This is a genomic window from Pseudomonas sp. Irchel s3h9 (assembly GCF_900187475.1).
Taxonomy (GTDB): Bacteria; Pseudomonadota; Gammaproteobacteria; order Pseudomonadales; family Pseudomonadaceae; genus Aquipseudomonas; species Aquipseudomonas neuropathica.
This window is the reverse complement of the sequence record NZ_FYDH01000003.1, coordinates 195,043-209,275: the sequence shown is the minus strand read 5'-3', so window position 1 is coordinate 209,275 and position 14,233 is coordinate 195,043. Positions and strand designations below refer to the sequence as shown.

Here is a 14,233-nt window from a genome sequence, read left to right as displayed (position 1 = left end):
TCACGAAACCCTGCGCAGCCGTTTCGCCCAGTTCAATGACCATGCGCAAGTGCTGATCGCCCCGGTCGACAGCGGTCTGCTGCTGCGCGTTGAAGACCTGCGCCAGCATCCGCAAGCCGACCAGACCTTGGCGGCGCTGATTCAGGGCGAGGCCTCGGGGCCGTTTGACTTACAAGACGATGCGCTGATTCGCGGCCGCCTGGTGCGGCTGGCCGACGATCATCATGTGCTGCTGCTGACCCTGCACCACATCATCTCCGATGGCTGGTCGATGGGGGTTCTGACCCGTGAACTGATGGCGCTTTATCAGGCGTTCAGCCACGGTCAACCAGATCCACTGCCGCCGCTGGCGCTGCAATACACCGACTACGCAGTGTGGCAGCGGCGCTGGCTCAGTGGTGAGGTGTTGCAGCGCCAGAGTGAGTACTGGCAACAGACCCTGGCGGGCGCTCCGGCACTTTTGACGCTGCCGACTGATCGTGTGCGCCCGGCGCAGCAGGATTACGCCGGCAACACCGTCGAGGTGGTGCTCGACGAACGCCTGAGTGCCGGACTCAAGGCTTTGGCCCAGCGTCACGGCGTGACGATGTACATGCTCATGCTCGGCGCATGGGCGAGCCTGTTGAGTCGTTTGTCCGGGCAAGCCGAAGTGGTCATCGGTTCGCCGGTGGCCAACCGAACCCGCGCCGAGATCGAAGGCCTGATCGGCATGTTCGTCAACACCCTGGCGCTGCGTATCGATACTTCGGGCGAGTTGAGCACCGAGGCGCTGTTGGCGCGGGTCAAGGCGCGAACGCTGGAGGCGCAGGCGCATCAGGACCTGCCGTTCGAACAAGTGGTGGAAATCACCAAGCCTGCGCGCAGCATGGCGCACAGCCCGTTGTTTCAAGCGATGTTCAGTTGGGACAGTGGCCACGGCGCCAGCCTGGGTCTCGGCGAGCTGACGCTGGAAAGCGTTGCCGAACCGAGCCACTTTGCCAAATTCGATGTGTCGCTGACGCTGGCAGATGCGCCGGACGGCATTCGCGGTGTGCTGGAGTACGCCGTTGCCTTGTTCGATGAGTCGACTATTCAACGTTACGTCGGCTACTTCCAGCGCCTGTTGCAGGCGATGGTCAGCAACGATCAAGCGGTGTTGGAGCAGGTAACGTTGTTGGCGGACGATGAGCGTCAGCATCTGCTGGTCGATCTGAACGCAACCACTGTCACCCACGATCTTGAGCAGACTGTTCATGCTCGCTTCGAGACGCAGGTGTTGCGCACGCCAGACGCGGATGCCGTGGTGGCCGGTGAATTGCGTTTGAGTTACGCCGAGTTGAACCGTCGCGCCAACCAGCTCGCCCATCACCTGCGCCAGTGCGGCGTGGGCCGCGATTCGCGGGTGGCGATCTGCGTCGAGCGCGGGCCGCAATTGCTGGTTGGTCTGTTGGCGATTCTCAAGGCCGGCGGCGCTTATGTGCCGCTGGACCCGGGGTATCCTGCTGAGCGTCTGGCCTACATGCTTGAGGACAGCGCACCAGTGGCGGTGCTGGTGCATGCGCCGACGCGTGCGCTGATCGGCGAGTGGGCCGGTGTGTTGGTCGATTTCGACCATTGCACCTGGCAAGACCTTGCGCAAAGTAATCCGCAGGTGCCAGGCCTGAGCGCCGCGAACCTGGCCTACGTGATTTACACCTCCGGCTCCACCGGCACGCCGAAGGGCGTGATGGTCGAGCACCGCAACCTGGGCAATCTGCTGCACTGGAGCGCCAGCCTGTGTCCGCTTTCTACCGGCGCCGCGCTGTTGCAGAAAACCCCGCTGAGTTTCGACGCCTCGGTGTGGGAGCTGTTCTGGCCGTTGAGCTGCGGTATGCGTCTGATCCTCGCGGGCCCGGACGACCACCGCGATCCAGCCGCGCTGGTGCAACTGATTCGTGAGCAACAGGTCAACGTCGTTCAGTTTGTGCCGGCGCTGTTGCAGCAATTCCTTGAAGTGGCAGAGGTGGGCGAGTGCAGCAGCCTTACCGATGTGTTCTGTGGTGGCGGTGCGCTGACGGCCGCGTTGGTACGCAGCGTGCGTGAACGTCTGCCGCAGGTACGCCTGCACAACGTTTATGGCCCGACCGAAGCCACCGTCGACAGCACCGTATGGACGCTGGAGGCGAATTCGCCGGTACCGCAAGGCGCGCCACCGATTGGCAAACCGCTGTGCAATACCCGCGTGTACATCCTTGATACTCACCAACAACCGACGCCATGGGGTGTGGTCGGCGAGATGTATCTGGGCGGCGTGCAGGTGGCGCGGGGTTATCTGAATCGGCCTGAGCTGACCGCCGAACGTTTCCTCGACGATCCGTTCAGTGATCAGCCCGGCGCACGTTTGTACCGTACGGGTGACGTCGCACGGTATCTGGCCGATGGCAATATCGAGTACCTGGGGCGTAATGACGATCAGGTCAAAATCCGTGGTCTACGCATCGAACTGGGCGAGATTCAGGCGCATCTGGCGCAGGTCGACGGTGTCCGCGAAGCGGCCGTGCTGGCCCGTGAAGACGTGCCGGGCGATCAGCGTCTGGTCGCGTACTACAGCGGCGAACTCGTCGAAACAGATCAGCTACGCAGCCAATTGCTCAAGCATCTGCCGGCCTACATGGTGCCTGCCGTGTTTGTGTATTTGCCGGCCTTGCCACTGAGCCCCAACGGCAAACTGGATCGCCAGGCCTTGCCGGCTCCCGACCAGACTGCGCTGCTGAGCCGGGAATACGAAGCCCCGATCGGTGAAGTCGAAACCGTGATTGCCGGGATTTGGGCCGAGTTGCTGAAGGTCGAGCGGGTAGGGCGCTTCGATCATTTCTTCGAACTGGGCGGTCACTCGTTGCTGGCGGTCAATCTGGTTGCGCGCATGCGTCGGGCCGGCCTGTCGGCGGATATTCGTGTGCTCTTTGGCCAGCCGACATTGGCCGCGCTCGCTGCGGCTGTGGGCGGAGAACCTGATGCGGCGGTGCCGGCAAACCTCATTGCGGCCGATTGCCCGCGCATCACACCCGAATTGTTGCCGCTGGTAGCGCTGGACCAAGCGACGATCGACCGTATCGTTGCAAGCGTCCCCGGCGGTGTGCGCAATGTTCAGGACATCTACCCGCTGGCACCTTTGCAAACCGGCATCTTGTTCCATCATCTGTCGGCCGCGCAGGGCGATCCGTATGTGCTGCAGGCGCAGTTTGCCTTCGCCGACGAGCAGCGTTTGCAGGTATTCACTGATGCCCTGCAACGGGTAATCGAACGCCATGACATTCTGCGCACGTCGCTGTTCTGGGAGGGGCTGGAAGAGCCGGTGCAAGTAGTCTGGCGTCAGGCTTCGCTGGGCTGCGAGGCCTTGCCGCTAGACGCCGAAGCGGGCGATGCGCTGAGCCAGTTGCGCAGACGCTTCACCATCGATAACTACCGCATGCCCGTCACCGAGGCGCCGCTGATGCGCGTGGTGCACGGCCGCGATGAGGCCAATCAACGCGTGGTGGCGTTGCTGCTGTTCCATCACCTGGTGATGGATCACGTGGCGCTGGAGGTGTTGCAGCACGAGATGCAGGCGTTTCTGCTGGGCAACGACGGGCTGCTGAGCGAACCGGTGCCGTACCGCAATTACGTGGCGCACACCCGTTCCGGCCTGACCGCGCAAGCGCACGCCAGTTTCTTCGGCGAGATGCTCGGCGCTGTTGATGAGCCGACCTTGCCTTACGGGCAGAATCTGGCCAGCGACGGCCCTGCACAAGAGGCGCAACTGGACCTGGAAAACGCGCTGAGCCACAGCATCCGTCAGCAGGCCCGGCGTTTGGGGGTCAGCGCCGCCAGCCTGATGCACCTCGCCTGGGCACAGGTGCTGGGGCAATTGTCCGGACGCGACGCCGTGGTGTTTGGCACGGTGTTGCTCGGGCGATTGCAGGGCGGTGAAGGATCGGAGCGGGCACTCGGTGTGTTCATCAATACCTTGCCGCTGTGCATCGAGCTGAACGCCCATAGCGTCAAAGGCGCCGCACTGGCGACCCACGAACGCCTGAGTCAGTTGCTGGCCCATGAACATGCGCAACTGGCGCAGGTGCAGCAATGCAGCGCCATGCCGGCGGGCACGCCGCTGTTCAGCACGCTGCTCAACTATCGTCACAGCGTGCCGGTCGGGCCGATATCCGCTGAGGTGCAAGCGGCGTGGCACGGCATGCAATTGCTCGCTGCCGAGGAACACACCAACTATCGCCTGACTCTCAGCGTTGATGATCTCGGTGAAGACTTCCGCCTGAAGGTATTGGCCGGGGCCGGCATTGATGCGCAGCGTATCTGCGGGTACATGCAGGGAGCGTTGATGACGTTGCTGGAGGCACTGGAGCACACGCCGCACGTGGGCTTTGACCGGTTGTCGATCCTGCCGGCAGATGAGCGCGAACAGTTGCTGGTGGATTTCAATGCGACCGAGGCTGACTACCCGCGTGAGCTGACGATTGCCCAGCGCTTCGAATCGCAGGTCACCGAGCGTCCGCAGGCTATTGCAGCGGTGTTTGCCGGACAGCCACTGACTTACTTGCAGCTCAATCGCCAGGCCAATGCCTTGGCGCATCACTTGATCGCCATCGGGGTGAAAGCCGATGACCGCGTGGCCATCGTCGCCCGCCGGGGCCTGGATACATTGGTCGGGCTGGTCGCCATCCTCAAGGCCGGCGCCGGCTATGTGCCGATCGATCCGGCGCATCCTGCCGAGCGGATCAGTTATTTGCTGAGCGACAGCGCACCAGTCGCGGTGCTCACGCAAAGCGATCTGCACCAGAGACTGCCGCTGTTGAGCGTGCCAGTGATTGATGTCGATCTGTGCGCATGGCCGGCGCAGGCGCAGCACAACCCTGCAGTGCCGGGCCTGAGCGCTACGCATCTGGCGTACGTGATCTACACCTCGGGTTCGACCGGTCTGCCCAAAGGGGTCATGGTCGAACATCAAACGTTGTCCAATCTGGTCGACTGGCACTGTGAAGCGTTCGATTTACGCGCCGGCAGCCACACCTCAAGCCTTGCCGGATTCGGTTTCGATGCGATGGCGTGGGAAGTCTGGCCGGCCCTGTGCGCGGGCGCGACCCTGCACCTGGCCCCATCCCATGACGGCGCTGAAGACATCGATGGGTTGCTCGACTGGTGGCGTGCGCAGCCGCTGGACGTGAGCTTTTTGCCAACACCGGTCGCCGAATATGCGTTCAGTCAGAACCTCGATCATCCGACCTTGCGCACCTTGCTGATCGGTGGCGATCGCTTGCGCCAGTTCAGCCGTCAGCAGCGCTTCGCCGTGATCAACAACTACGGCCCGACCGAGGCCACCGTGGTCGCGACTTCCGGGCGTATCGACGTTGGCGCGGCGTTGCACATCGGTAAACCGGTGGCGAACGCGGCGGTTTATTTGCTCGACGAGCAGCAACGGCCAGTGCCAATGGGCGTCATGGGCGAGTTGTACGTCGGTGGCGCGGGCGTGGCCCGGGGTTATCTGAACCGCGCCGACCTGACTGCCGAGCGCTTCTTGCGCGACCCGTTCAGCCCCTTGCCGAATGCGCGCATGTACCGCACCGGTGACCTTGCCCGTTGGCGCGAAGACGGCTCGCTCGACTACTTGGGGCGTAACGACGACCAGGTGAAAATCCGTGGCATGCGCATTGAATTGGGCGAAATCGAGACTCGCCTCAATCAGCTCCCTGGTATTAACGAAGCGGTGTTGCTGGCCCGCGAGGACCAACCCGGCCAGCCGCGACTGGTGGCCTATTTCACCGAACAGGCGGGGGCCGAGCCACTGGCAGTGGGCGAGTTGCGCGAGCATCTGCTGACGCAGTTGCCCGACTACATGGTGCCGGCAGCGTTTGTCCGGCTCGAGGCTTTGCCGCTGACCGCCAATGGCAAGGTCGACCGCAAGGCATTGCCGAAACCGGATCTGGCCGCGCTGCCGACCCGCGAATACGTGGCACCGCAAGGTGAACTGGAAACCGCGCTGGCGCAGATCTGGTCCGAAGTGCTGCAAGTCGGGCAGGTCGGCCGTCACGATCACTTCTTCGAACTGGGCGGTCATTCGCTGTTGGCGATGCGCATGGTCTCGCTGATCCGTCAGCGCCTCGGCGTCGAACTGGCGCTGAGTGATCTGTTTGCCGATGCGCAATTGAGCGCAATCGCTGCAGTATTGAACCGCGCCGGGCGCAGCGCGTTACCGGAGATCTTGCCGGCACCGCGTGATCAGGCGCTGCCGATGTCCTTCGCCCAACAACGCCTGTGGTTTCTTGCGCAAATGGCGGGTGGCAACTCGGCGTACAACATTCCTCTCGGCTTGCGCCTGCGCGGTCACCTCGACGTCGATGCCCTGCAATCGGCGCTGGCGCGGATCGTCGCCCGCCACGAAACCCTGCGCAGCCGTTTCATCCGCCTCGACGACACCGCGCAGGTGTCGATTGCCCCGGTCGATAACGGTTTGCTGCTGCGCGTAGAAGATCTGCGCCAACAGCCGCGGGCCGAGCACACCTTGCAAATATTGCTGGCGCAGGAAGCCTCGACAACGTTTGATTTGCAGAACGATTCGTTGATTCGTGGACGGTTGGTGCGTCTGGCTGACGATCATCATGTGCTGCTGTTGACCGTGCATCACATCGTTGCCGACGGCTGGTCGATGGGCGTGCTGACCGGCGAGTTGATGGCGTTGTATCAGGCGTTCAGCCAAGGCCAACCGGATCCGCTGCCAGCACTGACGCTGCAATACGGCGACTACGCCCTATGGCAACGGCGCTGGCTCAGCGGTGAAGTGCTGCAGCAGCAAAGCCAATATTGGCAGCAGATCCTCGACGGTGCGCCGGCCTTGTTGACGCTGCCCACCGATCGCCCGCGACCGGCGCAGCAGGATTACACCGGCGGCAACGTCGAGGTGTTGCTGGACGAGCGCCTGAGTACTGGCCTCAAAGCGTTGAGCCAGCGTCATGGCGCGACCCTGTTCATGACCCTGATGAGTGCCTGGGCGTTGCTGATGAGTCGGCTGTCCGGGCAATCCGATGTGGTGATCGGCGCGCCGGTGGCCAACCGCAGCCGCGCTGAAACCGAAGGCCTGATCGGTATGTTCGTCAATACGCTCGCCGTGCGCATCGACACCTCGGGCGCGCCCAGCGTCGAAGCGCTGCTGGCACAGGTCAAGGCGCGGACACTGGAAGCGCAGGCGCATCAGGATCTGCCGTTCGAGCAAGTGGTGGAAATCGCCCGCCCGGTGCGCAGCCTGGCGCACAGCCCGTTGTTCCAGAGCACGTTAAGCTGGGACGGCAGCGTTGGCCCGCAATTGGCCTTGGGCGAGCTGTCGCTGGAGGGTGTTGCCGGGACCGGCGATGTCGCCAAGTTTGACCTGACGCTGACACTGGGCGAGGTCAACGGAGTGCTTCGCGGCACGCTGAACTACGCCACGGCGCTGTTCGATGCGCTGACGATCAAGCGGTACATCGGCTACTTCGAACGTCTGCTCGAAGCGATGATTGCCGATGATCAAACGGTGCTGGAGCGTGTGCCATTGCTGGCAAATGATGAGCGCCAGCGCTTGCTGTACGACTTCAACGCCACGGCGCGAGGCTACCCGCAAACACTGACCGTACACGGGGTTTTCCAACATCAGGCAGCCGCGCATCCCAAAGCTGTGGCGGCCGTGCATGGTGCGCATTCGCTGAGCTACTTTGAACTCAACGCGCAAGCCAACCGCCTGGCCCATCACCTGATCGCGCACGGCGTGCAGCCGGGCGATCACGTGGCGATCCTGCTGCCGCGTTCGCTGGAGTTGCTGGTCGCGCAACTGGCCATTGCCAAATGCGCGGCCGCTTATGTGCCGCTGGACATCAATGCACCGAGCGAGCGCCAGGCGTTCATGGTCGAGGATTGCCGCGCGGTGGCGTTGTTGACCTTGAGCGACGAAGTCATCGACTACGCCGCGCCGCGTATCGACCTCGACAAGCTGACCCTCAACGGCCAGCCGACGCATAACCCGAACCTGCTGCAGTCATCCGAGTCGTTGGCGTACATCATGTATACCTCCGGCTCCACCGGCACGCCGAAAGGAGTGATGGTGCCGCACCGGGGCATCGGCCGCTTGGTGCTCAACAACGGTTACGCCGATTTCAATGCGCAGGATCGTGTGGTCTTCGCCTCGAACCCGGCGTTCGATGCGAGCACCATGGACATCTGGGGGCCGCTGCTCAATGGCGGTCGCGTGGTGATCATCGACCATCAAACCTTGCTTGATCCGCATGCCTTCGGCCGTGAACTGAGCAGCAGTGGCGCAACGATCCTGTTCGTCACCACCGCGCTGTTCAATCAATACGTGCAACTGATTCCGCAGGCGCTCAAGGGCCTGCGGATTCTGCTGTGCGGCGGTGAGCGGGGCGATCCGGCGGCGTTTCGTCGCCTGTTGGCCGAGGCGCCAACACTGCGCATCGTGCATTGCTACGGCCCGACTGAAACCACCACCTACGCCACAACCTTTGAAGTGCGCGAAGTGGCAGAAAACGCCGAGAGCGTGCCGATTGGCGGGCCGATTGCTAACACGCAGGTTTACGTGCTCGATGCGTATCAGCAGCCGGTGCCGATGGGCGTCACCGGCGAGCTGTACATCGGCGGGCAGGGCGTGGCGCTGGGGTATCTGAACCGGGCGGATCTGACTGCCGAGAAATTCCTCTGCGATCCGTTCAGCGAAATGCCGGGCGCGTTGCTCTATCGCACCGGCGACCTCGCGCGCTGGCTGGCGCCGGGGCAACTCGATTGCATCGGGCGCAACGACGATCAGGTGAAGATTCGCGGTTTCCGCATCGAACTGGGAGAAATCGAAAACCGCCTGCTGAATTGCCCGGGGATCAAGGAAGCGGTGGTGCTGGCGCGCCGCGACGGACAGGACTCCCCGCGTCTGGTGGCGTACTACACGGCGCACGATGAGCACTTGGACAGCGCTGAGCTGCACGCGCAAATGCACGCGCGACTGCCGGAATACATGGTGCCCACCGCGTGGGTGCAACTCGATGTATTGCCGTTGAACAACAACGGCAAGGTCGATCGCAAGGCGCTGCCGGCACCGACGCAGGAGGCACTGCTCAGTCGGGCCTACGAGGCACCGGCCAATCCACTGGAAGCAAGCCTGGCGCAGGTCTGGGCCGAGGTGTTGCAGGTCGGGCAGGTCGGTCGCTATGACAACTTCTTCGAGCTCGGCGGCCATTCATTGCTGGCCATGCGCATGCTCTCCCAGGTGCGCCAGCAATTGGGTGTGGAGCTGGCGCTGGCCGATCTGTTTGCCAACCCGGAACTGGCGGCGGTCGCCGAAGTGTTGAGTCAGGCCGAACGCAGCAGCTTGCCGCCGATTCTGCCGGCACCGCGCGATCAGGCACTGCCGTTGTCGTTCGCCCAGCAACGCTTGTGGTTCCTCGCGCAAATGGATGGCGGCAACACCGCCTACAACATTCCTCTGGGCTTGCACCTGCGTGGCCGACTCGACGCCGTGGCACTGCAACGGGCATTGGCGCGAATCGTCGCTCGTCACGAAACCCTGCGCAGTCGGTTCACCCAACTGAACGACGAAGCACAGGTGCTGATTGCCCCGGTCGACAGTGGTCTGCCGCTGATTGTGGAAGACTGGCGACAACAGCCGCAGACCGAGGAGGCCTTGCGCACATTGCTCGATACGGAAGCGCGCGGACCATTCAATTTGCAGGACGATCCATTGATCCGTGGACGGCTGGTGCAGTTGGCCGATGAGCACCATGTGCTGTTGCTGACGATGCACCACATCATCTCCGACGGTTGGTCGATGGGCGTGCTGACCCATGAGTTGATGGCGCTGTATCAGGCGTTCAGCCACGGCGAGGCCGATCCGCTGCCACCGCTGGCCTTGCAATACACCGACTACGCGGTATGGCAACGGCGCTGGCTGAGCGGCGAGGTGTTGCAGCGCCAGAGTGATTACTGGCAGCAGACCCTGGCCGGCGCTCCGGCGTTGCTGAGCCTGCCGACTGATCGTCCACGACCGGCGCAACAGGATCACCGCGGCGGCAGTGTCGAGATCGTACTGGACGCGCAGACCAGCGCCGGTCTCAAGGCGTTGTGTCAGCGCCACAGCGTGACGCCGTACATGGTGATCATGAGCGCCTGGGCGATGCTGCTTACGCGTCTGTCCGGGCAGTCCGATGTGGTCATCGGCTCGCCTGTCGCCAACCGTACCCGCGCCGAAATCGAAGGGTTGATCGGCATGTTCGTCAACACCCTGGCGCTGCGCATCGATACCTCGGGCGATCTGACGGGGGCAGCGTTGTTGGCGCGGGTCAAAGCGCAGACGCTGGCCGCGCAGGCGCATCAGGATCTGCCGTTTGAACACGTGGTGGAAATCACCCGGCCGCTGCGCAGCCTTTCCCACACACCGTTGTTCCAGACTTTGCTGAGCTGGGACAGCAGCGTGGCGCGAGCCCTGGCACTCGGCGAGCTGACGCTGGAAGGTCTGGCCGGGGAAAATCACTTTGTGAAGTTCGACCTGTCGCTGAGTCTGGGCGAAAGCCAGCACGGGGTGCGTGGCTCGCTGCGCTACGCCATCGCGCTGTTCGATGAGTCGACCGTGCAGCGTTTTGTCGGTTACCTCCAGCGCTTGCTGGCGGCGCTGGTCAGTGATGATCAGGCGGTTTTGGCGCAAGTCGAGTTGCTTGCCGAGGATGAGCAGCGACGCCTGCTCGGCGACTTCAACGCGACGGCGCTTGATTGCCCGGTCGAGCAACCGGTGCAGAGCCTGTTCGAAGCACAGGTGCGGCGTCAGCCGGACGCCATCGCCGTGCAGTCGGGCGAACACAGCCTGACCTATCGCGCGCTGAATGCGCGTGCCAACCGCCTCGCGCATCACCTGCGTGAGCAAGGCGTTGGGCCGGATGCGCGGGTGGCGCTGTGCGTCGAGCGGGGGCTCGATCTGGTGGTGGGGTTGCTCGGCATTCTCAAGGCCGGTGGCGCGTACGTGCCGCTGGATCCGGCTTATCCGGCGGAGCGCCTGGACTTTATGCTCAGGGACTGCGCGCCGGTGGCGGTGCTGGTGCAGACGGCCACGCGATCGCTGTTTGCCGAGGCTGGGGCAATGCTGATCGACCTTGACCAATGCACCTGGCACGACCAGTCGGAAAGCAATCCGCAAGTGCCATGCCTGAGTCCTTCGAACCTGGCGTACATGATCTACACCTCAGGTTCGACCGGCACACCAAAAGGCGTGATGCTCGAACATCGTGGCTTGTGCAATCTGGTGCATTGGGGCTCGCAGATTTGCCCGCCAGCTCCAGAGGGCGCGTTGTTGCAGAAAGCCCCATTCAGTTTCGATGGTTCGGTGTGGGAATTCTTCTGGCCACTGACGGCCGGTGTGCGTCTGGTGCTGGCACGGCCGGGCGGCCATCGGGAACCGGCGTATCTGGCGCAAGTGATTCGTCAACAGCGGATCACGGTGGTCAAGTTCGTGCCGGCGCTGTTGCAGCAATTTCTCGAGCTGCAAGACGTCAGTGAATGCACCAGCCTCACCGATGTGTTCTGCGGTGGCGGCGAACTCACGGCGGCCCTGGCCCGCGAAGTGCGCCAGCAACTGCCGTGGGTGCGCCTGCATAACGTGTATGGCCCGACCGAAGCCACGGTCGACAGCACAGCGTGGACACTGGAACCGCACATGCCCGTGCCATCCACCGAATTGCCGATTGGCAAGGCCATCTGTAACACCCGTTTGTACGTGCTCGATGCGCATGACCAAGCGGTACCGCTCGGTGTTATTGGCCAGTTGCACATCGGCGGTATCGGCGTGGCGCGAGGGTATATGGGACTGCCACAGATGCAGGCCGAGCGCTTTATCGACAGTCCGTTTGTGCCCGGTGACCGCTTGTACCGCACCGGCGATCTGGTGCGTTACCGCGCGGACGGTAACCTCGAATTCCTCGGGCGCAATGATTTCCAGGTCAAGCTGTATGGTTTGCGCCTGGAACTCGGTGAAATCGAAGCGCGGTTGATCCAGCACCCGGGTGTGCGCGAGGTGGTCGTGCTGATGCGCGACGAACGACTGGTCGCGTATTTCACTTTGCGCGAGGGCAGTGCTGCACCGGCTATCGACACGCTGCGCGCGTTCATTCTTGAGCAGTTACCCGAGTACATGGTGCCGGGTGCGTTTGTTGCGCTCGACGTTTTGCCGCTGAGTCCCAACGGCAAGATCGACCGTCAGGCGCTGCCGGCGCCGGGCCTCGACGCGGTACTCAGCCGACATTACGAAGCACCTGAAGGCGAGGTCGAAACCGTGTTGGCGCGGGTCTGGGCTGAGGTGCTGAATGTCGAGCAGGTCGGACGCCACGACAACTTCTTCGAATTAGGCGGGCATTCGCTGCTGGCGATTCGTCTGGTCAACCTGCTGCAGCGTGCGGGGCAACAGGTGACGCTGGCGGAGCTGTTCCAGCGTCCGAGTGTCGAGTCGCTGGCCGCGCTGCTCTGTCAGCGCAACACGGTGCCCGAACAGCCGGAGGGCCTGGTCGTGGTACGGCCGGGCGAGGGCGGCGATGCGCTGTTCCTGATCCATGAGTTCAGCGGCAGGGAGGTGTATTTCCCGGCATTGGCGATGCACATCGAGGGGCAGTTTCCGATTTACGGTTTGCCCGGTGTGCCGTTGGGGCAGCCGCAGCTGCGCACGCTTGAGTGCATGGCCACGCGGATGGTCGGGATTATCCGGGCGGTACAGCCCCATGGGCCGTATCGTCTGGCCGGGTGGTCGTTTGGCGGCTTGCTGGCGTATGAAATCGCTCAGCAGTTGCTCGGCCTCGATGAGGCGGTGGCGTTTGTCGGTCTGCTCGATACCTACGCGCCGCATCCGGCCAGTCAGGATAAAACCCGCTGGAGCGGCGCGCATCGCGACAAGCATCAGTTGCTGGAGCACTGCCGCGCGCGCTCGCAGATGCGCGGTGCAGAAGGGCTGCCAGCGTTGGCTGAGGTCGAGCGGCTGGAGGCTGAAGTCGAACGCATTGCGTTCGATGAGCTGTTCCAGCGCTGCTGCGAACAGCAATTGCCTGACCCGGAACTGGCCGCACTGAGTGCAGCGGATGCCTGGAGTTACTTCGATCGTGAGGCCGCTCATGGCCTGGCGCTGGCGCATTACCGGGTCAGCCCGGCCAGTCAGCCGGTGCACTTGTTCCGCGCTCAGGCACTGATGCCGGGGCAGGCGCAGCCGAGTCCGACCCGCGGTTGGGAAAACAAGATCAGTACAAGTTTGCTGCGCTGCATCGATGTCCCGGGTGATCACCGCAGCATGATGAAAGCTCCGGATATTCAGGCGCTCGGCCAGGCCTTGAGTCAGGCTATGGCCGCTGCGCAGGCTCCGGAGCCAGAGGCCTATCAGCCGCTGTTGACCATTCAGAGCGGGCACGCCGGGCATGCGCCGATCTTCTGCGTGCCGGGGGCGGGCGACAGTGTCACCGGGTTCATTCACCTGACCGAGGCCTTGGGCCCGGAGTGGCCGATCATCGGCCTGCAACCGCGTGGGCTCGATGGCAGCGGCGTGCCGCACAGCCAGGTTGAAGCGGCAGCGAAGTGCTATCTGCAAGCTGTCGAGCAGTTGTATCCGCAAGGTGCGGTGCACCTGATCGGCCATTCCTTCGGCGGGTGGGTCGCGCATGCCATGGCCGCGCAGTTGCAGGCGGCGGGGCGTGAGGTGGCGTCATTGACCCTGATCGACAGCGAATCGCCCGGCGGCAACGGTACGGCGGGCAAACCGTACACCACGACTGCCGCACTGGAACGCTTGATCGAGACGCTGCAACTGTCCAGCGGCAAGTCGTTGGGCATCGACCCGCTGGCGTTCGCCGAGGCTGACGACACCACGCAAATGCGCCTGTTGCACGAGGGCATGGTGCGCGCCGGTGTGTTGTCTGCGCGTTCGTCAGCGCAGGCCATGCACGGCCCGGTCCGCACCTTCGCCACAGCCTTGCGCACGGTCTATCAACCGCAGTTGGCCTACACCGGGCCGGTGCGGCTGGCGCTGGTCGATGACCCGACGCTGGATGCGTGGGGCAATCAGCGCGAGCAAGCGGCGATGGTTGAAGGCTGGCAACGCCAGGTGACGGATCTGGCGGTGTGGTACGGGCCGGGCAACCACTTCACGATTCTCAAGGCGCCCAACGTTTTCAGTCTCGCGGCGTGGTGGCATGACGGCCTGAAAGTGCCGGCCGGCCAAGTGGTTTCCTGA

General features: G+C 63.4%; 1 protein-coding gene (cut by a window edge). It reads left to right on the top strand.

The genetic code is table 11. From position 1 onward, the window contains the following. On the top strand, positions 1 to 14,233 hold the 3' portion of the coding sequence (locus CKW26_RS06055) for a non-ribosomal peptide synthase/polyketide synthase (RefSeq protein ID WP_095047885.1). Its footprint begins 3,611 nt before the window's first position; only the last 14,233 of its 17,844 coding nucleotides appear in the window; the start codon falls outside the window, past its left edge; it ends in the stop codon at positions 14,231 to 14,233.